Genomic DNA, 21696 nt, shown 5'->3' with positions numbered 1-21696 from the left:
CGCCGACGCCCACTCAGGGCAGGCGGGAGAACCAGCGCATCGAGCCCGCCGCCGCGCCCATCGCGAACACCAGACCGAGTCCGATGAAGCGGGCCGAGACGTCCTGCCGCTCGGTGCGGTAGCCGACCGAGGTACCGATGTCCTCGTAGACCGCGCGCAGTTCGTCGCTGGTGCTGGCCTCGTGGAACATCCCGCCGGTCTCCTGCGCCACCGCCTCGAGGGTCTTCCCGTCCACCGGCACCTGTATCGGCCGGCCGCCCTGGTCGACGAAGCCGCCGGGGGTGCCGAACGAGATGGTGTGCACGGGCACCTTCGCGGCGACCGCCTCGACGGCGGCCTCCATCGGGTCCAGGCCGGACGTGTTCGCCCCGTCGGAGAGGAGCACGATCCGAGCCGGCGGGGGCTCCTTCGCCGCCTCGCTGTCCAGACCCTTCACCGCGCCGAGGGAGGTGTTGATCGCCTCGCCGATCGCGGTCCCCTGCACGCCGGTGATCCCGTCGGCGAGCCGACCGATCCCGTCGTGCAACGCCTCGCGATCGGTGCCGGGCGGCACGAGGACCGCCGCGCTCCCCGCGAAGGCGACCAGGCCCACGTTGAACTCTTCGGGCAGCCCGTCCACGAAGCGCTTCGCCGCGCCCTTGGCGGCGGCGAGCCGGTCCGGGTCCACATCGGTGGCGAGCATCGAGGTGGAGACGTCCACCGCCACCATGACGGTGGCCCGTTCGCGGGGCACCCGCACCTCGGCGGTGGGCCGCGCGAAGCCGACCACCAGCAGCGCCAGCATGGCCAGGAAGAGCCCGGCGGGCACGTGCCGACGCCATGCGGGACGCTCCGGCGCGATCCGGTCGAGCAGCCGCAGGTTGGTGAAGCGGACGGCGTACCGGCTGCGCCGTCGCTGCACGAGCAGGTAGCCCACCGCGAGGGCGAGCACACCGAGCAGCAGCCAGAGGCGGGTGGGCGAGAGCCAGATCACGCCGCACCTCCCGATGCCGAGCCGGCCGGCGCCGCCGCCAGCCGACGCTGCGACTGCACGTGCCGCGCGATGTCGGCGCACCAGTCCGAGTCGGTGCGCAACGGCAGATGGGTGGCCCCGCTGCGGCGCAACGCGTGGCGTACCTGGTCGCGTTGGGCGGCCGCGGCGGCGGCGTACCGTTCCCGCAGCCGCCGGTCCGAGGTGCACACCTCGCGGCGGCGGCCGGTCTCCGGGTCGATCAGAGTGATCAGCCCGACGTCGGGCAGCTCCAGCTCCCGCGGGTCGGTCACCTCCACGGCGAGCACCTGGTGCCGTACCGCCAGTCGGCGCAGGCCGCGCTCCCAGGGTGGAGGCTGGTCGGGGTCGTCGGGCAGTCCGTCGAGGAAGTCCGAGACCACCACCACGAGCCCGCGCCGGGTGGCGACCCGTTCCGCGGAGCGCAGGGCGTCGGTGAGGTCCGGCGGCTCGAGCCCGCCGGGCGCCCCGTCGTGGTCGGCGGTGCGCGGCGCGGCCAGCAGGGCGCGGAGCAGGCCGAGCAGGTGGGTGCGACCGCTCTGGGCCGGGAAGCGGCGCAGCCCCGTCGGCGCGGCCAGCAGGGCGCCGAGCCGGTTGCCGACTCCGGCGGTGAGGAAACCGACGGCGGCCACCGCCGCCACGGAGAGCTCCCGCTTGTCCAGCTCCGCGGTGCCGAACTCCATGCTGGCGCTGGCGTCCACCAGCAGCCACGTGGTCAGTTCCCGGTCGGCGTCGACCACTCGCACGTGCGGCACCGTGGTGCGCGCGGTGACGGCCCAGTCCATCCGGCGCACCTCGTCCTCGCCCGGCCGGTACTCGCGGCTGCCCGCCGGCTCGCTGCCGGGTCCGGGCAGCAGGCCGCGGTACTGCCCGTGCAGCAGCCCGTCGAGCCGCCGGGTGACGGTCAGTTCCAGCCGGCGCAGACGCTGGTCGGGGGCGAGGTCGGCGAGGCGTGGACCGGCCGGAACGGCCGCGGGCCCCCGGCCCGTGCGCCTCATGCCGCCGCCAGGTCCGACGCCTGCTCGGGCTGGGGCGCGAGTCGTGGCGGGGGCACCACCTCGACCAGTCGGCGTACCACCGACTCGGCGGTGACGCCGTCGGCGACCGCGTCGAAGGTCAGCACCAGCCGGTGGGCGAGCACGTCGACGGCCAGTTCACGGACGTCCTCGGGCAGCACGTACCCCCGGCCGCGCAGCAGCGCCTGCGCCCGGGCGGCGGAGACCAGGCCGAGGGTGGCGCGGGGGCTCGCCCCGTACGCCAGCATCGGCTCGATCTCGGTGAGCCCGAACCGTCCCGGATCCCGGGTGGCCAGGATGAGCCGGACCACGTACTCGGCGACGGCGTGGTGGACGAAGATCCGCTCCGCGTGGCTCTGCAGGCGGCGCAGCCGGTCCGGGTCGAGCACCTGCCGGGCCTTGGGGCGATCGGTGCTCATCCGGTACAGGATCGCCAGTTCGTCGGTGTCGCTCGGGTAGTCGACCACGACCTTCATGAGGAAGCGGTCCCGCTGCGCCTCCGGCAGCTGGTAGACCCCCTCCGACTCGATCGGGTTCTGGGTGGCCAGCACCAGGAACGGCGACGGTACGGGGTGGCTGCGCCCGCCGATGGAGACCTGCCGCTCCGCCATCGCCTCCAGGAGCGCGGACTGCACCTTCGCGGGGGCACGGTTGATCTCGTCGGCGAGCACCAGGTTCGCCATCACCGGGCCCAACTCGATGTCGAAGCTCTCCTGGGAGGCCCGGTAGATCCGGGTGCCCACGATGTCCGACGGTACGAGGTCGGGGGTGAACTGGATCCGGGAGAAGGTGCCGCCGACCACGGTGGCGAGGGTCTGCGCGGCCAGCGTCTTGGCCACGCCGGGTACCCCCTCCAGGAGGCAGTGCCCGTCGGCGACGAGGGCGACGAGCAGGCGTTCGACGAGCCGGTCCTGCCCGACGATCACGCGTTTGACCTCGGAGAGGGTCTGTTCCAGCTCGGCGGCTGTCGGTTCGTCTTCGACCGGGCTGGGCACGCTGGCCAGGGTGTCCGAGATGTCCGTCACGGTGCATGCTTCCCGGGCGACCGGGCGACAAACGTCGGATTGTGCGGCCCTGGCCGACCCTTCGACGACCGGAGCGGGACGATTCACCCGGACGGCCAAGGCAGACCCCGAGCCGGCAGTCCCGGGGCCAAAACGGTCGAAGTGAACGACGCGACCCCCGCGCGGGCGATCGCGCGGGGGTCGCGTGGCGGTGCCGTCAGTAGCTGTGGACGACCAGGTGGAACGGCAGGTCGACCGGGGTGCCGGCGGAGTTGCGGGTCTGGATGAAGACCCCGTTCGGCGTGCTCAGCCGCGGAGCCACCACGACCTCCCCGCCCGGCGGGATGCAGCAGGCGTCCGGGCGGCCGATGGTGGCCTGGTAGACCGCGGAGCTGACGACGTAGCCGTACTGGACCTCGTACTGGCCGGTTCCGTACTTGATCACGACGCCGCTGCCGCGCGCCTTGGTGCCGTTGGCGTTGACGACGGTGCCGACGTTGCTCGCCGCGAGCGTGCCCACGCCGGCCTTGAGGGCGGCCCGGGCCGAGCGGGTCGACTCCGCCGTCACCGCCGGCTGGGTGCTGCTCGCGCGGGCCGCCGGCTGGCCGGGCGCCTGTGCCGCGGGCTGGGCGATGGCGATCCCGCCCCCGGCGAGGGTGAGCCCGAGAACGGCGAACACGACCGCGATCGCCTTACGTCGGAATGGTGTGGTCATGACAGGTCTCCCTTGTGTGACCGTGCGAATTCGGCCGACCCGCGAGGCGGGACGGTTAGTGCCCTGCTAACTGTCGGGCACCTCGCCACACATCACCGAGAAATAAGATCCAGCGCACCTTCAATATCGTTTTCCCGATGACTGCACCCACTCTGAGCAGCTATTACTACTCACCGTGGCGGCGCTCCGACCAGGTGGAACGTAGCACCGCAAAAAGTAGGGAGTCAATAGCGGAAGCCATCTGGAAAATCGCCCTACGCCGATCGCAAAAATTGTGAAAGACGAATCCAGCAGCATTCACGAAAACGGGCTGCGGGATCCGTCGGGCCACCATCGGCGGGCACGCCGGGATAGGTTTCCGACATGATCGTCGAGGTTCCGGAGCGGCGAGCGGTCGGCCACCCACAGCGCCGCTGGATCGCCGTACTCTGCTGGCTCGCCGTGCTGCCGGGCGCCACCTGGACGGCAATACGGCTCATCGGGCTGGACCGGGGGCCGCTCGTGCAGGCGCTGGCCTTCACCCCGTACGTCGCGGCCGGGAGCCTCCTGCCCCTGGTCCTCACGCTCGCGCTGCGCCGCCACTGGCCCGCGCTGGTCGCCGCCGTGACCACCGTCGCGCTCGTCGGGGTGGTGGCGCCCCGGGCGCTCTCCTCGACGCCGCTACCGGTGGCCGGTCCGGCGGTACGACTGCTCACCGCCAACCTGCTCGCGGGCGCCGCGGATCCGCACACCCTGGCCGAACTGGTCCGGGCGAACCGGGTCGACGTGCTGGTCGTGCAGGAGTTCACCCCCGCTGCCCAGGCCGACCTCGACCGGCTCGGACTCGACCGGCTGCTGCCGTACCGACAGCTCAACGCGGTCGACGGGACGCCCGGCTCCGGCCTCTACTCACGCTTCCCGATCAGCGACGCGGGCGTACGCCACAACCGCGGCGGTTGGGGCTTCACCCAGGCGTACGGCACGATCGCCGTTCCCGGCGCGCCGCCGGTGCGGGTGGAGTCCGCGCACCCGTCCGCCCCGTACGCGATCGACCAGGTCGACTTCTGGCGCACCGACCTGGCGGCCCAGCCACCGGCCACCCCCGACGGGATGCTGCGGATCCTCGCCGGGGACTTCAACGCGACCCTCGATCACGGCCCGTTGCGTGCTCTGCTGCACACCGGCTACGTCGACGCCGCCGACGCCACCGGCCAGGGGCTGGTCGGCACGTGGGGCCCGTACGACGGGGACCTGATCCCTCCGGTCGCCATCGACCACGTCCTGGTCGACCGCCGGATCGCCGCCCGTTCGGTCGAGGTGTTCGGCCTGCCGGGCAGCGACCACCGGGCGGTGCTGGCCACCCTGAGCCTGCCCGCTTCGTGACCGGTCACGCGCCCCGGGTTCAGACCCGGCTGCGGGCCAGCCCGTAGGTGAGCGCGTCGACGAGGGCGTGCCAGCTCGCCTCGACCACGTTGGGGTGCACACCGACAGTGGTCCAGTCCCGGCCCGCGCCGTCGGCCGTCTCCAGCAGTACGCGGGTCACCGCGTCCGTGCCGCTGCTGCCGTCGAGGATGCGCACCTTGTAGTCGGCGAGCTCGAACTCGCGCAGCTCCGGGTAGTGCCGAACCAGACCGACCCGGAGCGCCTCGTCCAGGGCGTTGACCGGGCCGTTCCCCTCGGCGGTGGCGATCACCCGTTCGCCGCGTACGCGGATCTTGACGGTGGCCTCGGAGACCACCGCGCCGTCCTCGCGGTGCTCCACGAGGACCCGGTACGACTCGAGGGCGAACGGCCGGGGCGGGGCGCCGTCGGGCAGCTCGGAGCGGACCAGCAGCTCGAACGAGGCGTCCGCCGCCTCGAACGACCAACCGCCGGCCTCCAGCTCCTTGACCCGCCGGGTCACCCGGGACAGGGTCTCCGGATGACCGGCCAGGTCCAGCCCGAGCTCGCGACTCTTGAGCTCGACGCTGGCCCGGCCGGCCATCTCGGTTACCAGGATCCGCATGTCGTTGCCCACTACGGACGGGTCCACGTGGTTGTAGAGCAACGGGTCGACCTTGATCGCGCTCGCGTGCAGCCCGGCCTTGTGGGCGAAGGCAGCAGCCCCGACGTACGCCTGATGGGTGTCCGGGGCGATGTTGGCGATCTCGGCGATGGCGTGCGAGACCCGCACCATCTGTTCCAGGCAGCCCGCTGGTAGGACGGGCAGCCCGAGCTTGAGTTGGAGGTTGGCGACCACCGCGAAGAGGTCGGCGTTGCCCGGCCGTTCGCCGTAGCCGTTCGCGGTGCCCTGGAAGTGCCGTACCCCGGCCTCGACGGCGGCGACGGTGTTCGCCACCGCGCAGGCAGTGTCGTTCTGGCAGTGGATGCCGAGCCGTTCGGGGCCGACGCCGAGCCGGGCGGTCAGGTCGGCGATCACGGCGGTCACCTGGGACGGGAGCATCCCACCGTTGGTGTCGCAGAGGACGAACGCCTCGGCTCCGGCGGCCAGCGCGGTCTCCACCACCGCGGCGCCGTACTCGGCGTCCTGCCGGTAGCCGTCGAAGAAGTGCTCGCCGTCGACGAAGAGCCGACGACCCTCGGCGACCAGGTACGCCACCGTGTCGTGGATCATCGCGAGGTTCTCGGCCGGGGTGGTGCGCAGCGCCCGTTCGACGTGTCGCAGGTCGGCCTTGGCGACCAGGGTCACCGCCGGCGTCTCCGCGTCGAGCAGGGCGCGGACCTGCGGGTCCTCGGCGACCGGGACGCCGGCCCGGCGGGTGGCGCCGAACGCGACGAGCAGTGCGTGCCGCAGGTCGAGCTCCTTGGTCGCGCGCCGGAAGAACTCGGTGTCCTTCGGCACCGCACCGGGCCAGCCGCCCTCGATGAACCCGACGCCGAACTCGTCGAGCAGCCGCGCCACGGCCAGCTTGTCGACCACCGAGTAGCTGAGCCCCTCACGCTGCGCACCGTCGCGCAACGTCGTGTCGTAGACCTGGAACGTCATGACGTGCCTTTCTGGACCGAGGTGCGGGAACGAACGAGCGGTGGTCGCGGCCGCGCGGGCCGCCCCGGCAACAAAAAGACCCCCCGCTGACGCGGGAGGTCTGCGCGCTCGGCGGGGAGCCGGGCGCGCTAGTTGCTAAGAATCAGGGCGGAGCTGGTCACGTTCGGTACTCTTCCACCCGTCAGTTGATTTTGGGAAGCGGAATCCACATCCCGGGACAGCGGCGGAGCCTCCCGACACCGCGAGGACCGGCCACCACGAGGCAGAACAGCGCTTCCGTGAGCTGCTTCACACGCTGCCGGGCCACCCCCGGGTGGAGGATGTACCCGGCCCGTTCGCCGCTGCCCAGGAGGAGCCGTGCTCACTGCCGGTGACCACTTCCCCGCCTACGACCCCGCCGGAGCCTGACATGGGAGTGGACGCGGTCAAGGCGGGTCTGCCCGAGTACGCCAGGGACGTCGGCCAGAACCTCCGGTCGACCATCCAGGACTCCCCGCTCACCCCGACCCAGGTCTGGGGCACCGCGCTGGCGTGCGCGGTGGCGGCCCGCAACCCCGTGGTGCTGCGGGAGATCGCCGCCGAGGCGGCCGAACATCTCGCCCCGGAGGCGATCGAGGCGGCCAAGGGCGCCGCCACCATCATGGCGATGAGCAACGTCTACTACCGGGCGAAGCACATGCTCGACGAGGAGTACCTGTCGATCCACGGCCGGCTGCGGATGCAGATCGTCGCCCGGCCGGGCGTGCCGAAGGTGGACTTCGAGCTCTGGTGCCTCGCCGTCTCCGCGATCAACGGCTGCGAGGTCTGCCTGGAGTCGCACGAGCAGAAGCTGCGCGCCGCGGGCATCGGCCCGGACCAGGTGAACGAGGGGCTCCGGATCGCCGCCGTGGTGCAGGCCACCGCCGTCGCGTACGACACGGAGTCCGCGCTGGCCTGAAAGGCCGCCGGCCCGCCCCGACCCATTTCCGCGTCGGCCCGGGTGTAGCGATCTCGACGGCGGGTAGGACATGGGACAGACAGGGCACCACCCCCCGATCAGTCGAGAAGAGGAGTGAAACGCCATGGAGCGGCTCGACCCTCGAACGACCCACGGGACGCCGGACCCGCTCGTACCCGGTGACAGCAGCGCCTTCCCGGGTGGCACACCCGGCGGCACCTTCGACCCGTGGCGATACCGGGACGACGCCGGGGTCTCCGGCGTCGACCTGGTGGGCTACAAGGTGGAGGCGAACGACGGTGGCATCGGCAAGGTGGACCGGTCCAGCCACGAGGTGAGCTCCAGCTACCTGGTGGTGGACACCGGTCCGTGGATCTTCGGCAAGAAGGTCATGGTTCCCGCCGGAACCGTCAACCACGTCGACCACGACGAGCGGAAGGTCTACGTCGACCGGAGCAAGGACCAGATCAAGGCCGCGCCCGAGTTCGACGAGACCGCCGACACCGACCCGGCCTACCGGGAGAAGCTCGGTGGTTACTACAGCGACACGTACTCGGCCATCCCGCCGGGTACCGCTCGGTAAACGGTTGTTCCTGTTCCTATCGGCCGGTGGGGTACCGCCCCGCCGGCCGGTAACGTGTCAGGCGTGGACGCCACCGAGGTCGATCGACACATCCCCTTCGGCACGATCTTCAACTTCCGCGACGCCGGCGGCTACGCCGGTCACGACGGACGCACCGTACGCCGGGGCCGGCTCTACCGCTCCGACTCCCTGCACCGGCTGAACGAGGACGACCGGGACGCGTTCACCGCCCTCGGCATCCGGACGGTCATCGACCTGCGCCGCTCGCACGAGGTGGAGCGCGACGGCCGGGTGCCGGACTGGCCGGGCCTCACCTACCGGCACATCCACCCGGAGCACGCGGAGTGGGGGCAGGTGCCGTACGAGTCGGGCACGAGCCTGGCGCGCTACCTCGCCGACCGCTACGCCGACCTGGCGCAGACCGGCACGGCCGGGCTGGCCGAGGCGCTCGGGCTGATCTCCGACGCCACCAGCGGGCCGGTCGTGGTGCACTGCGTGGCCGGCAAGGACCGCACCGGCATCGTCTGCGCGCTGACCCTGGCCGTACTCGGTGTCGCCGACGACGAGATCGCCGCGGACTACGCCCTGAGCAGCGCGGCGTCGGAGCGGTTCAGCGCCTGGTTGGCCGCCACGACGCCGGCCGCCGAGGAGCTGCCGCCGCCGTTCCTGGCCTCGCCCTCCGACACGATGCTGCTCTTCCTCGCCGAGCTGCGGGAGGGGTACGGCTCCGTCGAGGGCTACCTGCGGCACGCCGGGGTGACCGACGCCCAGCTCGCCGCACTCCGCGACCATCTGCTGGAGTGACCTGCGGCGGCGCCGGCGGATTCCGCGCGGTGGCGTACGACGTCTGGCGCGAGCCCCTTCTCGACCGGCTCGGTCGGGAAGGGGCCCGCTCCGCTCAGAGCAGCCGGGTGACCCAGCCGTGCGGGTCGGGGGCGTCGCCGCGCTGGATGTCGACCAGCTGCTGACGCAGCGCCATGGTGACCTGCCCCGGCTCACCGCCACCGATCAGGAACTCGCCGTCCGGGGACTTCACCTGGCCGATCGGGGTGACGACGGCGGCGGTGCCGCAGGCGAAGGCCTCCCGCAGCCGACCGCTGGTCGCGTCCGCCTGCCAGTCGTCGAAGCTGACCGGGCGCTCCTCCACCCGGTGCCCCGCCTGCGCGGCGAGCGTGAGCACCGACTCCCGGATGATGCCGGGCAGGATCGCGCCGGTCAGCGGCGGCGTCACCACGCTCCCGTCGTCGTAGACGAAGAAGACGTTCATGCCGCCCAGCTCGTCGACGTAGCGGCGCTCCACCGCGTCGAGGAAGACCACCTGGTCACAGCCGTGCTCGATCGCCTCCGCCTGGGCGACCAGCGAGGCGGCGTAGTTGCCGCCGCACTTCGCGGCGCCGGTGCCGCCCGGGGCGGCGCGGGTGTAGTCCGGGGTCGCCCAGACCGAGACGGGCTTCACCCCGCCGCTGAAGTACGCCCCCACGGGCGAGGCGATCGCCACGTAGAGGTACTCGGTGGCCGGGCGGACGCCGAGGAAGACCTCGCTGGCGAACATGAACGGCCGCAGGTAGAGGCTGCCCTCCGGGTCGGTCGGGATCCAGTCCCGGTCGATCTCGATGAGCCGCCGCAGCGAGTCGACGAAGGTCTCCGGCGGCAGCACCGGCATCGCCATCCGCTTCGCGGAGACGGCGAACCGGGCCGCGTTCGCCTCCGGACGGAACAAGGTCACCCCACCGTCCCTGGTGCGGTACGCCTTCATCCCTTCGAAGATCTCCTGCGCGTAGTGCAGGACGGCGGCGGCCGGGTCCATCGGGATCGGCGCGCGCGCCTCGACCCGGGCGTCGTACCAGCCCTTGCCGTCGGCGTAGCGGATGGTCACCATGTGATCGGTGAAGATCCGGCCGAAGCCGGGATTGGCCAGCATGGCGGCCCGATCCGCGGCGGATACCGGTGCGGGATTCGGACGGGTCTCGAAGTCGAGCTTGTCACCACCGCTCATCGCGCTGACCTCCCTACCGGACAACGGCATGCGCGACCGCACGCCGACGATGTGGTGCCCAGAAACTTACCCCGAACGTTCGTTCAGGGGAAAGCGCCGCCCGGCTCGCCGAGCTGCGCCGAAAGAACGGTACCGGGGCCCGGTGCAGGCGTCGCAAGCGTGCTCCGCTTCGGCAGCCCCGGCCGGTTCGACCGGCACCGGGACCACCGCTGACGGCCGCCGTTAGCCTGCCGGCCGAGTCCGCGCTCGGCCGGTCGCCACCACCCGCCGGTTCAGCCCGCCGCGAGGGCCGCGAGCCGGTCGCCCACCTCGGCGGTGCGTACGGGTACGCCCGGCGCTCGGTTGGCCAGTTCGGTGGCGACGGCGGCGCTGACCCGGGTCGCGGCGTCGGCGTGCCCGAGCTGGTCGAGCAGGAGGGCGGCGGAGAGCACGGCGGCGACCGGATCGGCCACGCCCTGGCCGGCGATGTCCGGCGCGGAGCCGTGCACCGGCTCGAACATCGAGGGGTACGTCCCCTCCGGGTTGATGCAGCCGCTGGCCGCCAGCCCGATGCCGCCCGTCACGGCGGCGGCGATGTCGGTGAGGATGTCGCCGAAGAGGTTGTCGGTGACCACCACGTCGTAGCGCTGCGGCTGGGTGACCAGGAACATCGCGGCGGCGTCGACGTGCTGGTACTCGGTGCTGACGTCGGGGTGCTCGGCGGCGACCGCCTCGAAGGTGCGCGACCAGAGCGAGCCGGCGTGGGTGAGCACGTTGGTCTTGTGCACCAGGGTGACCTTGCGGCGTTCCCGACGGCCGGCGCGGGCGAACGCGTCGCGGATCACCCGCTCCACCCCGTGCCGGGTGTTGAGGCTCTCCTCGGTGGCGACCTCGGCGGGGGTGTCGCGGTGCAGCGTCCCGCCGGCCCCGGCGTAGAGCCCCTCGGTGCCCTCCCGCACCACGACCAGGTCGACCTCGCCGGGCTTCACGGTGGCGAGCGGGCCGGGCACTCCGGGCCAGAGCCGGGACGGCCGGAGGTTGACGTACTGGTCGAAGGCGAACCGGAGCTTGAGCAGCAGGCCACGTTCCAGCACCCCGGGGGGCACGGTCGGGTCGCCGACCGCGCCGAGCAGAATCGCGTCGTGCTGTGCCAGCTCGGTCAGGACCGAGTCCGGCAGCACCTCTGCGGTCCGGTGCCAGCGAGCCGCGCCGAGGTCGTACTCGGTGGCCTGCACGCCGGGGAGCACCGCGTCGAGGACCTTGCGGGCCTGCGCGACCACCTCGGGACCGATTCCGTCCCCGGCCACCACCGCGATCCGTGCCACGCCTGCGCTCCTCTGCTCGCCGTTTCGGCCCACGGTACGCGGACGTCCCGCCTTCCGGTACGCGGAGTCCATATCATGAGACGTGCCGATGCACAGGACCCTCCCAGCTGAGTTTCATGAAGCAGTCATCTTCGCTGCCTAGCCTGGTCGTGGGTGGGTCGACGGGGGCCCGCGCCGGTGGCCGCGCCGTCGCTGCCACCACTCGCAAGGGGGCGATTCGCCATGCGCATCGACGAGCAGCCACGGACCCGCTGGCCCGACCCGGCTGCCTTCCGGCACCGCCGACCCGACCTGCGGCTCGGGAGCCCCGCCCGCCGCGTCGACCGCTCCCCCTCGGTCCGGCCCGACCTGATCGCGGTACAGCACACCGTCCGGACGACCACCGCCGAGTACACGCTGCTGCTCAACGCGCCGACCTGGCTGGGCCGCCGGGCCGTCGGCGAGGCACTGCGGGACGCGGTGGCCGAACTGCGTGCGATCGACCTCACCTACGGCCCGACCCGGCCGGACAGCCTCGTCTCCCGGCTGCGTCGGGGCGAGATCGGCGCCGAGTCCTACCCGCCCCTCGCCGACCTCGTGGATCGCTGCGCCGCCATGCGCGCGGCGACCGACGGCTGGTTCGACGCCTGGGCGGTCCCCGGCGGCTTCGACCCGGGCGGCCTGCTCGGCGGCTGGGCGGTGGAGCGCGCGGCCGCCCGGCTACGCGCCAACGGGGTCCACGACTACGCCGTGGTCTGCGGCGCCGACCTGGTCGTACGCGGACACGCCCCGCACGGTGGGCCCTGGCGGATCGCCGTGCACCACCCGGTCGAGCACGATCGTCAGCCGCTGGTGCTGGAGATGACCGCGGGCGCGGTCGGCACCTCCGGGGTGAGCGGCCGGCAGGGACACGTCGTCGACCCGCACACCGGGCAGCCGGCCGAACAACTGCTCGCCGCGACGGTGGTGGGCCCGGACCTGACGGTCGCCGACGCGTACGCCACGGCGCTCTACGCGGCCGGCCCGGCGGGGCTGGCCTGGTTCAAGGAGGCCTCGGACTACCGGGCGCTCTTCGCCGACCGTCGTTGAGGATCTGCGATACGCGGGTCGGCGATCGGCCCCCACGCCCGCGGCAACGACCGTGGGGGCCGGTCAGCGACGAGTGCGCGTGGCTCGCGCATTCGAGGGGTGCGGGCCGGTCGGGCCGGGGTCGACCGCGCCACCCGAAGACGGGTCGACGTCGCGGTGCCCGGCCGGTGACCGCACCGGTACGCTAGCGAATCGACGCAACTCGACGCAAGAGTCTCCACAGCGGACCGTCCCGGCGGGATGACGGGAACCAGACGGCTGGCCTGCGGCGGGGCAGTTTCGACATGGTGAACGTTGAATGGCACTCTGTGCGCCGTGAGTTTCGATCTGAGCGTGTGGGCCCTGATGGACGGGGCGACGCCCGAGGACGTACGAGCAGCGGTGCAGCGGTGCCGGCAGGGAGAACACGCCAAGCGCCAGCCGGATCACCGACTGGTCGCCTTCTACCGTGCGATCACCGCCAGCTACCCGGATCGTCCGGCGGCGCAGGGCACCCCGTGGGAGGTCGCGCCGCTGCACGCGGCCGCCGACCACATCGAGATGAACCTGAACCCCGCCTGCGAGGACCAGGTGCTGCTCGACATCGAGCGGCTCGCCGGTGAGCACCGGCTCATGCTCTTCGACGCGCAGGACGGCTCGGTCTACCCGCCGCCGGCCCGCGTACCTCACTGAGCCCCGGCACCGGCTACCGCTGCAGCACGACGGGGGGCCCGGCGGATCCGCCGGGCCCCCCGTCGTGCTGCGTTCAGGTCACTCGTCGCGCAGGTCAGCGGCGCTCGCCGCGGTCGCGCCGATCGAGTCGGCGGCCGAGGTGAGCAGATCGGCGCCGAGGGCCTGGTCGACGGTGAGCGTCATCAGCGTCTCACCGCCGGCCTCGCGGCGCGCCACCTGCATCGCGGCGATGTTGACGCCCGCCTCACCGAGCAGGGTGCCGACGGTGCCGACCACGCCGGGCCGGTCGGCGTAGCGGAGGAAGACCAGGATGCCCTCCGCGCCGATCTCCACGTCGAAACCGTCCACTTCGGTCAGCTTGAGCACGTCGCGGGTGCCGGCGCTGGTCGCCGTGCCGGAGACGCTGACCGTACGGCCGTCGGGCAGGGCGCCGCGAACGGTGACGAGGTTCGGGTGCTCGACCGTCTCGGCCTGGGCGGCCAGGGTGACCTCGACGCCCCGCTCGGCGGCCAGGTGCGGCGCGTTGACGTAGGTCACCTGCTCCTCGACCACCGAGCTGAACAGGCCCTTGGTGGCGGCGAGCTTGAGCACCGAGACGTCGTGCTCGACGATCTCGCCGCGCACCTCGACGGTCACGCTGGCGGCGATCCCACCGGCGACCGCGGTGAACGCCCGGCCGAGCTTCTCGGCCAGCGGCAGCAACGGGCGTACGTCCTCGGCGACGACGCCACCCGCCTGCACGTTCACCGCGTCCGGCACGAACTCGCCCTGCAACGCCAGCTTCACGCTCTTCGCCACGGCCAGGCCGGCCTTGTCCTGCGCCTCGTGGGTCGACGCGCCCAGGTGCGGGGTGGCCACCACGTTGTCGAAGGCGAAGAGCGGCGACGAGGTGCACGGCTCCTTCGCGTAGACGTCCACGCCCGCGCCGGCGACCCGCCCCTCGGCGATCGCGTCGGCGAGGGCCTGCTCGTCGACGAGCCCACCGCGCGCGGCGTTGACGATGCGTACCCCCGGCTTGACGACGGCCAGCTCCTTCTCACCGATCAGACCGACCGTCTCGGGGGTCTTCGGCAGGTGGATGGAGATGAAGTCGCTCTCCCGCAGCAGCTCCTCCAAGCCGACCAGGCGTACGCCGAGCTGCGCGGCACGGGCCGGCTGGATGTACGGGTCGTACGCGATGAGCCGGGTGCCGAAGGCCGCGATCCGAGACGCGAAGAGCACCCCGATGCGGCCGAGGCCGACGACGCCCACCGTCTTGCCCTGGATCTCGACGCCGGTGTACTTCGACCGCTTCCACTCCCCCGCCTTGAGCGCCGCGCTGGCGCTGGCGGTGTTGCGGGCGACGGCGAGCAGCAGTGCGACGGCCTGCTCGGCGGCGGAGACGATGTTGGAGGTGGGCGCGTTGACGACCATGACGCCTCGCGCGGTGGCGGCCGGCACCTCCACGTTGTCCAGACCCACGCCGGCGCGGGCGACCACCTTGAGCCGCGGGGCGGCGGCGATCGCCTCGGCGTCGATCTGGGTGGCGCTGCGCACGATGACGGCGTCGGCCTCGGCGAGGGCGGAGAGCAGCGCGGCACGGTCGGTGCCGTCGACGTGACGGACGTCGAAGTCGTGCGCGAGTACCTCGATGGCGGCGGGGGCGAGTTCTTCGGCGATCAGTACGACAGGATTCATCGGTCCTCGTAGCTGTAGTCAGAGCGGTCGGCCGGGCCGTCGGACGCCGCACTGCGCCCTGCGCCGAACCGGATCATGGCCGTCAGGTGCCGGCTTCGCGCACCTATGAGCGATGGTAGGGGGCGCATTGCCCCACGTGTCCCGGACATCGAGGTGAGGGCCCTCACACGGAGTTGTCGTAGCGCGCTAATCCCCCGTTCACCTGGCGTCGACCCGGTGAGCTGGTCGATCGGCGACCGCCGACGATCGTGGGGGCACCTCGCGACGAGACCTGCCGGTCCCGTCCGTCGATGGCCGACGGCCCCGGCGCGGCGCTGGGGAGAGCGCCACGTCGGGGCCGTCGGTGGGCCGCCCGGGGCATACCCGACGGGCGGCCGGAGGAGAAGGCTTTCAGAGGGTGTTGTTTGCGAAGGCCATGCCCTACAGCGCCGGCCCCAGGCGACGCCCGGCGGCGTTGTCGGTCCGCTCGGATACAACACCGGTATCCGGGCGAACCTCCGCCTTGCCGGACGCCGCATGGCACCCGGCTCGCTACGGGCGGGCCTCCGCAAACACCCTCTCAGGCGGTCTCGGTGATCGGCCGGTCGACCCAGCTCATCATGCCGCGCAGCTTCCGCCCGGTCTCCTCGATCGGGTGCGCCGCGCCCTCGGCCCGCCACTTGGCGAAGTTCGGGCGGCCCGCGTCGTCCTCACCGATCCACTCGCGGGCGAACTCGCCGGACTGGATCTCGGACAGGATCTTGCGCATCTCGTCCTTGACCCGGCCGTCGATGACGCGCGGGCCACGGGAGAGATCGCCGTACTCGGCGGTGTCCGAGATGCTGTAACGCATCCGGGCGATGCCGCCCTCGTACATCAGGTCGACGATGAGCTTCAGCTCGTGCAGGCACTCGAAGTAGGCGATCTCCGGCGCGTAGCCCGCCTCGGTGAGCACCTCGAACCCGGTCTGCACCAGCGCGGTCGCGCCGCCGGCCAGCACCGCCTGCTCACCGAAGAGGTCGGTCTCGGTCTCCTCGGTGAAGGTGGTGCGGATGGCGCCGGCCCGGGTGCCGCCGATGCCCTTGGCGTACGACAGCGCCAGGGCGAAGGCGTTGCCCGTGGCGTCCTGCTCGACGGCGACCAGCACCGGCACGCCCTTGCCGTCGACGTACTGGCGGCGCACCAGGTGACCCGGGCCCTTCGGCGCGATCATCGCCACGTCGATGTCGGCCGGCGGCTTGATCAGGTCGTAGCGGATGTTGAAGCCGTGGCCGAAGAGCAGCGCCTTGCCCGGGGCCAGGTTCGGGGCGACCGACTCCGCGTACAGGCTACGCTGCGCGGTGTCCGGCGCGAGGATCATGATCACGTCGGCCTCGGCGGCCGCCTCGGCCGGGGTGAGCACCCGCAGGCCCTGCTCCTCGGCCTTCGGCCGGCTCTTCGAGCCCGTCGGCAGACCGATCACGACGTCGACACCCGAGTCGCGCAGCGACAGGGCGTGGGCGTGGCCCTGGCTGCCGTAACCGATGACGGCGACCTTCTTGGCCTGGATCAGGCCCAGGTCGGCGTCGTCGTCGTAGTACACCTCAACGCTCATTGGAACTTTCCCTTTCGTACGGCGGCCCGGCTGGCCCGTCGTGGTTGTGCGGATGTGTCCGGTGGTGTGCGGGGGCGGCCCGGTGCCGCCCCCGCCGGTGGCTCAGGCGGCTCGCAGGGCGGGGCCGGCGGTGATCGAACGAGAACCACGCCCGATCGCCACGAGTCCCGACTGGACCATCTCCTTGATGCCGAAGGGCTCGAGGTCGCGCAGCAACGCGTCCAGCTTGTCCGGGGTGCCGGTGGCCTCGATGGTCAACGTGTCCGGCGCGACGTCGACCACCCGGGCCCGGAAGAGGCCTACCGTGTCCAGCACCTGGCTGCGGCTGGACCGGTCCGCCCGAACCTTGACCAGCAGCAGCTCCCGGGCGACCGAGACCTGCGGGTCGAGTTCAACGATCTTGAGCACGTTGACCAGCTTGTTGAGCTGCTTGGTGACCTGCTCCAGCGGGGACGACTCCGCGTTGACCACGATGGTGATGCGGGAGACGTCCGGGTTCTCGGTCTCGCCGACCGCCAGACTGTCGATGTTGAACCCGCGGCGGGAGAAGAGCCCGGAGACCCGGGCCAGGACACCCGGCTTGTTCTCCACGAGCACGCTCAGCGTGTGCATCGTCATGCCGTGACCTCGCTTCGCTCACTCATCTCAGATGTCATCCTCGTCGAACGCCGGGCGAACGCCGCGGGCGAACATGATCTCGTCGTTGCTGGTGCCGGCGGGCACCATCGGCCACACCATCGCGTCCTTGCCGACCACGAAGTCGATGACCACGGGCGCGTCGTTGATCTCCATGGCCGCCGCGATGGTCTTGTCGACGTCCTCGGCGGTCTCGCACCGCAGACCGACGCAGCCGAGCGCCTCGGCCAGCTTCACGAAGTCGGGGATGCGGTGCTTGTGGGTGCCGAGGTCGGTGTTCGAGTAACGCTCCCCGTAGAAGAGCGTCTGCCACTGGCGGACCATGCCGAGATTGCCGTTGTTGATCACGGCGATCTTGACCGGGATGCCTTCCAGAGCGCAGGTCGCCAGCTCCTGGTTGGTCATCTGGAAGCAGCCGTCGCCGTCGATCGCCCAGACCACCACGTCCGGCTTGCCGACCTTCGCGCCCATCGCGGCGGGCACCGCGTAACCCATCGTGCCGAGGCCGCCGGAGTTCAACCAGGTGTACGGCTTCTCGTACGAGATGAACTGTGAGGCCCACATCTGGTGCTGACCGACGCCGGCCACGTAGATGGCGTCCGAGCCGGCGATCTCGCCCAGCCGCTTGATCACGTACTGCGGGGAGAGGGTGCCGTCGGCCGGCTCCTCGTACCCCAGCGGGTAACGCTCGCGCAGGTCGTCGAGCTGGTGCCACCAGTCGTCGAGGTCCGTGCTGTGTCCGGCCGCCCGTTCGGCGGTGACCGCGGCGATCAGCTCGTCGATCACGTGCCGGGCGTCGCCGACGATCGGCACGTCCGCGTGCCGGTTCTTGCCGATCTCCGCCGGGTCGATGTCGGCGTGCACGACTGTGGCGTCCGGGGCGAACGACTCCACCCGACCGGTGACCCGGTCGTCGAAGCGGGCGCCGAGCGCCACGATCAGGTCGGCCTTCTGCAGCCCGTAGACCGCGGCGACCGTGCCGTGCATGCCCGGCATGCCGAGGTGCTGCCGGTGCGAGTCCGGGAACGCGCCGAGCGCCATCAGCGTGGTCACCACCGGGATCCCGGTCAGCTCGGCGAGCTGCCGCAGCCCGTCGGTGGCGCCGGCCTTGAGCACCCCGCCGCCGACGTAGAAGACCGGCCGGCGGGCGCTCGCCATCAGCCGGGCCGCCTCGCGGATCTGCTTGCCGTGCGGGTGCAGGGTCGGCCGGTAGCCGGGCAGGTCGAGCGTCGGTGGCCAGGTGAAGGTGGTGCTGGCCTGCAACACGTCCTTCGGGATGTCGACCAGCACCGGGCCGGGCCGGCCGGTGCTCGCCAGGTGGAACGCCTCGGCCAGCACCTGCGGGATCTCCTCGGCGTGCTGCACCAGGAAGTTGTGCTTCGTGACCGGCAGGGTGATGCCCTGGATGTCCGCCTCCTGGAAGGCGTCCGTACCGATCGCCGGGCGGGCGACCTGGCCGGTGATGGCGACCATCGGCACCGAGTCCATGTACGCGTCGGCGATCGGGGTGACCAGGTTGGTCGCGCCCGGGCCGGAGGTGGCCATGCAGACCCCGACCCGCCCGGTCGCCTGCGCGTAGCCGGTGGCCGCGTGCCCCGCGCCCTGCTCGTGCCGGACGAGGATGTGCCGGACCGTGGAGTCGTAGAGCGGGTCGTACGCCGGCAGGATCGCGCCGCCCGGAATACCGAAGACGACGTCGACGCCGAGCGCCTCCAGCGACCGCACGAGCGAGCCGGCCCCGGAGACCTCGGCCGGGGCGGGTGTCCGCACCGCCGGAGCGGCCGGACCGGCGGCGGCCCGGGCGACGGGTTCGGCGTCGGTCGCCGTCGAGGCGGCCGCGCGGGCTCTACGTGCGGAGTGGGCGAGGGTCTCTGGCGTGGGTCTCGTCATGGCGGTTCAGGCCTTCGGCTGGAGTGGGTGCGGCGTGTGGTGCGGATGGAACGCGGGCGTTCCGCTTGGGTCCGATGGCAATAAAAACGGCCCTCGTGCAGATGCACGGGGCCAGCGCACTCTCGATCAGGGAGAGTGCGCTCAGATAAGTACTCGCAGCGACCAGTGAGACGACATGCGCTCAAGCCTGACGCATCTCACGCGATGAGTCAACTGATCCCACATGTTGGTTCACGGGCGTCGGCGCGTCGCCCCGCGACGCGCCCGCGACGCCCGGCGTGAGCTGCCCGGACGCGCTCTGCGGAAGGCGCGACGGCGGCAGTGTCGGGGGCCGGGAATCGGCCTCCGCCGCGCGGCCGGCATGGCCCGAGGACCGGTTGCCCGACGCGGCGCCCGCCGGCCGGGCCGCCGGCGAGGTGGCCGCCTCGAGCATCGCCTCCAGGTGTTCGGCCGGCACCCCCCAGCCGCAGAGCGCCCCCTGCCCGAACCGGCAGCCGGCGGCGACCACCGCGGCCAGTTCGGTGGGCGTGGTGACGCCCTCGGCGATGACCTCCAGGCCGAGCTGGTGGCCGAGGCGCATCACGATGTCGACCATCGGCGCGAACGCGGGCCCGTCCTGCCCCTCGGGACGGACCGGCTCGTGCTCGGCCACCAGGCCATGGTCGATCTTGAGAATGTCGATCGGCAACCGGCGCAGCTGCCCCAGCGACGAGTAACCCGCGCCGAAGTCGTCGAGGGCGATCCGCACCCCGGTCCGGCGCAGCGCGGCCAGCCGCCGGATCAGCTCGTCGAGGTCGGTGGCGACGGCGTGCTCGGTCACCTCCAGCACCAGCCGCTGCGGTGGCACGCCGTGCCTGCGCAGCGCGTCGGCGACCAGCACCACGTACTCCGGGTCGTGCAGCTCCCGGGGAGAGACGTTCACCGAGACCCAGACGTCGTGCCCGTCGGCGAGCCAGCGGGAGAGCTGCCGGCAGGCCTGGTTGAGCACCCACGCGCCGAGCGTGGCGATCATCCCGCACTCCTCGGCGAGCGGGATGAACTCGTCCGGGCGGACGTTGCCCAGCTCAGGGTGACGCCAGCGCAGCAGCGCCTCGGCGCCGACCGGGCGTACCGACGGCAGCGACGCGACCGGTTGGAAGACCAGCCGCAGCTCGTCCCGGCCGATCGCGCCGCGCAGCTCGTGCTCCAGCGTCGTCCGGCGACGCAGCAGCTGGTCGTAGGCGGCGTCGTAGCGCTCGATCCGGCTCTTCCCGCGCTGCTTGGCGTAGCGCAGCGCCAGGTCGGCGTGGCGCAGCAGCATCTCCACCTCGGGCTCCCCGTCGCAGCCCGCCACCCCGATGCTGACGGAGAGGAAGACCGGCCCCTCCGGCTGCTCGTGCGCCCGGCCCAGCACGGCCAGCAGCTGCTCGGCGACCTGGTCGGCCTCGCGGGCGCGGCCGGAGAGCAGCACCGCGAACTCGTCCCCACCCAATCGGGCCGCCACGTCGTCGGGTCCCAGCGTCTCGCGCAGCCGGCGTCCCACCTCGGCGAGCACCGCGTCACCCGCGTCGTGGCCGCGCACGTCGTTGACGTGCTTGAACCCGTCGAGGTCGAGGCCGAGCAGCACGCACGGGATCCCGGCCGCGGCCCGCCGGTGCAGGGTCCGCAGCAGCCCGCGCCGGTTCGCCAGCCCGGTCAGGGCGTCGGTGTGCGCCAGCTCACGGAAGTGCGCCTCGCGCTCGGCCAGCCGGGCCGCGTACGCCCGCACGTCACGCACCGCGAGGTACTGGCGGGCCACCAGGGCGAAGCCCTCGACGGCGCAGACTCCGACGCTGAGCGGGGTGAACCGGCCGCCCTGGACGAGGTGGTACGTCGCCGACACGGTCATGGCGAGCATCGGGATGAGAGCGTTCTCGCCGCTGCGGTCGACGCCGTCCGGTTCGAACCGCGCCGCCGGGTCGAGCCGCAGCGCCGAGAGCGCCACGGCGAGCAGGCCGACCGAGGAGAGCCCCGCGCCGACCAGCACCAGGGTCGGTCCGGACCGGCAGAGCCCGACGGCGACGCCGAGCCCGCCGGCGGTCACGGTGGCGATGGCCGCGGCGAGCAGAAGCAGGCGACCGCGGGTGGCGACGCCCCGGCAGACGGCCAGTGGGCCGATGCCGGCGGTCAGCGCGGCGCTCGCCGTGGCGAGCAGGATCGGCACGCAGACCGTCGGGGTGGCGCCGCCGAGGATCCGGGTCGGCTCGCTGACGAGCATCCAGCCGACGAACCAGATGGCGGCGGCCATCATCAGGCCGTCGAGGAGCAGCCGCGCCGTGGCGGCCGTCGAGGCCACCACCCCGGGCAGCCGGAAGAGCCCGACCAGGAAGATCAGCCCGCTCGCCGCCGTGCCGACCGAGACGACGGTCGCCCAGCCGGTGCGCTGCCCCTGTTCGTGCGCCCAGTGCGGCATCGAGACGAGTGTCGCGGCGAGCCCGCTCACGAGGCCGACCAGGGCGATCCCGGCGGCCACCGCGAGCAGCGCCAGCGCCGGTCGGTGCGGCCCCGGACGCCGCCGGAGACCGACCGTGAGCAGCGCGGTGGCCGAGGCGGCGACCAGCCAGCTCAACGCCGCGGCGGTGGCCACGCCCGGGGGGAGATGCACGCCGCTAACTGTGCCGGATGAGCGCTCTCCGTGGGGCCCCGGATGTGCA

At 72.4% G+C, this 21696-nt stretch carries 18 protein-coding genes; 6 read left to right on the top strand and 12 right to left on the bottom strand.

Features of this window, described 5'->3' with window-relative positions:
* Nucleotides 1–13 precede the first annotated feature (13 nt).
* The 4 genes from D7044_RS21375 to D7044_RS21360 all read right to left on the bottom strand — a co-directional run bounded on the left by D7044_RS21375 (nucleotide 14) and on the right by D7044_RS21360 (nucleotide 3723).
* The gene (locus D7044_RS21375; protein ID WP_120690017.1) at nucleotides 14–973 is read right to left on the bottom strand and encodes a VWA domain-containing protein; all 960 of its coding nucleotides are present in this window, start codon (nucleotides 971–973) and stop codon (nucleotides 14–16) included.
* Nucleotides 970–1986, bottom strand: coding sequence for a DUF58 domain-containing protein (locus tag D7044_RS21370; protein WP_120690016.1), 1017 nt, complete (start codon nucleotides 1984–1986; stop codon nucleotides 970–972). Before D7044_RS21370 ends, D7044_RS21375 begins: the two co-directional genes overlap by 4 nt.
* On the bottom strand, nucleotides 1983–3029 hold the full coding sequence (locus D7044_RS21365) for an AAA family ATPase (RefSeq protein WP_120677388.1): 1047 nt from the start codon (nucleotides 3027–3029) through the stop codon (nucleotides 1983–1985). Before D7044_RS21365 ends, D7044_RS21370 begins: the two co-directional genes overlap by 4 nt.
* Before the next feature lie 196 nt (nucleotides 3030–3225).
* The gene (locus D7044_RS21360; protein WP_120677390.1) at nucleotides 3226–3723 is read right to left on the bottom strand and encodes a hypothetical protein; all 498 of its coding nucleotides are present in this window, start codon (nucleotides 3721–3723) and stop codon (nucleotides 3226–3228) included.
* 363 nt (nucleotides 3724–4086) lie between these two features.
* Here D7044_RS21360 and D7044_RS21355 point away from each other — a divergent pair, with 363 nt between their 5' ends.
* Nucleotides 4087–5085 carry an endonuclease/exonuclease/phosphatase family protein gene (locus D7044_RS21355; protein WP_120690015.1) on the top strand — a complete coding sequence of 333 codons (999 nt, stop codon included), beginning with the start codon at nucleotides 4087–4089 and terminating at the stop codon, nucleotides 5083–5085.
* Nucleotides 5086–5104: 19 nt separating this feature from the next.
* Here the strand turns inward: D7044_RS21355 and cimA are convergent, their stop codons facing one another.
* Nucleotides 5105–6688: a citramalate synthase gene (gene cimA, locus D7044_RS21350; RefSeq protein ID WP_120677394.1), complete on the bottom strand. Its 1584-nt coding sequence runs from the start codon at nucleotides 6686–6688 to the stop codon at nucleotides 5105–5107.
* 409 nt (nucleotides 6689–7097) lie between these two features.
* Between cimA and D7044_RS21345 the strand changes: the two genes are divergently transcribed.
* The 3 genes from D7044_RS21345 to D7044_RS21335 all read left to right on the top strand — a co-directional run bounded on the left by D7044_RS21345 (nucleotide 7098) and on the right by D7044_RS21335 (nucleotide 9012).
* Nucleotides 7098–7625, top strand: coding sequence for a carboxymuconolactone decarboxylase family protein (locus D7044_RS21345; RefSeq protein WP_120690014.1), 528 nt, complete (start codon nucleotides 7098–7100; stop codon nucleotides 7623–7625).
* Between the two features lie 124 nt (nucleotides 7626–7749).
* The gene (locus tag D7044_RS21340) at nucleotides 7750–8208 is read left to right on the top strand and encodes a PRC-barrel domain-containing protein (protein WP_120677398.1); all 459 of its coding nucleotides are present in this window, start codon (nucleotides 7750–7752) and stop codon (nucleotides 8206–8208) included.
* Between the two features lie 54 nt (nucleotides 8209–8262).
* A complete protein-coding gene (locus tag D7044_RS21335; protein WP_407663339.1) occupies nucleotides 8263–9012 on the top strand; it encodes a tyrosine-protein phosphatase in 750 nt (249 codons plus the stop codon).
* Nucleotides 9013–9106: 94 nt separating this feature from the next.
* On the opposite strand, the gene D7044_RS21330 is transcribed toward D7044_RS21335, so the two are convergent.
* Together D7044_RS21330 and D7044_RS21325 are read right to left on the bottom strand one after the other, a co-directional pair.
* Entirely contained in the window at nucleotides 9107–10204 is a 1098-nt protein-coding gene (locus D7044_RS21330; RefSeq protein ID WP_120690013.1) for a branched-chain amino acid aminotransferase, read from the bottom strand.
* A 272-nt stretch (nucleotides 10205–10476) separates the two neighbouring features.
* Nucleotides 10477–11508 (bottom strand): 3-isopropylmalate dehydrogenase, encoded by a 1032-nt coding sequence (locus D7044_RS21325; protein WP_120677404.1) that lies wholly within the window; start codon nucleotides 11506–11508, stop codon nucleotides 10477–10479.
* A 222-nt stretch (nucleotides 11509–11730) separates the two neighbouring features.
* Here D7044_RS21325 and D7044_RS21320 point away from each other — a divergent pair, with 222 nt between their 5' ends.
* Nucleotides 11731–12576: an FAD:protein FMN transferase gene (locus D7044_RS21320; RefSeq protein ID WP_120690012.1), complete on the top strand. Its 846-nt coding sequence runs from the start codon at nucleotides 11731–11733 to the stop codon at nucleotides 12574–12576.
* 315 nt (nucleotides 12577–12891) lie between these two features.
* Nucleotides 12892–13248, top strand: coding sequence for a hypothetical protein (locus D7044_RS21315; protein WP_120677408.1), 357 nt, complete (start codon nucleotides 12892–12894; stop codon nucleotides 13246–13248).
* Between the two features lie 78 nt (nucleotides 13249–13326).
* Here D7044_RS21315 and serA read toward each other — a convergent pair whose 3' ends face one another.
* The 5 genes from serA to D7044_RS21290 all read right to left on the bottom strand — a co-directional run bounded on the left by serA (nucleotide 13327) and on the right by D7044_RS21290 (nucleotide 21647).
* The gene (gene serA, locus D7044_RS21310; protein WP_120677410.1) at nucleotides 13327–14925 is read right to left on the bottom strand and encodes a phosphoglycerate dehydrogenase; all 1599 of its coding nucleotides are present in this window, start codon (nucleotides 14923–14925) and stop codon (nucleotides 13327–13329) included.
* Between the two features lie 559 nt (nucleotides 14926–15484).
* Entirely contained in the window at nucleotides 15485–16498 is a 1014-nt protein-coding gene (gene ilvC, locus D7044_RS21305) for a ketol-acid reductoisomerase (protein WP_120677412.1), read from the bottom strand.
* A gap of 102 nt (nucleotides 16499–16600) precedes the next feature.
* Nucleotides 16601–17116 carry an acetolactate synthase small subunit gene (gene ilvN / locus D7044_RS21300; protein ID WP_120677414.1) on the bottom strand — a complete coding sequence of 172 codons (516 nt, stop codon included), beginning with the start codon at nucleotides 17114–17116 and terminating at the stop codon, nucleotides 16601–16603.
* A 27-nt stretch (nucleotides 17117–17143) separates the two neighbouring features.
* Nucleotides 17144–19024 (bottom strand): acetolactate synthase large subunit, encoded by a 1881-nt coding sequence (locus D7044_RS21295; RefSeq protein ID WP_120677416.1) that lies wholly within the window; start codon nucleotides 19022–19024, stop codon nucleotides 17144–17146.
* 181 nt (nucleotides 19025–19205) lie between these two features.
* On the bottom strand, nucleotides 19206–21647 hold the full coding sequence (locus tag D7044_RS21290) for a putative bifunctional diguanylate cyclase/phosphodiesterase (RefSeq protein ID WP_407663340.1): 2442 nt from the start codon (nucleotides 21645–21647) through the stop codon (nucleotides 19206–19208).
* Nucleotides 21648–21696: the final 49 nt, after the last annotated feature.

The sequence above is a fragment of the Micromonospora musae genome (assembly GCF_003626635.1).
GTDB classification, from domain to species: domain Bacteria; phylum Actinomycetota; class Actinomycetes; order Mycobacteriales; family Micromonosporaceae; genus Micromonospora; species Micromonospora musae.
This window is presented reverse-complemented; position numbering and strand designations above follow the sequence as displayed.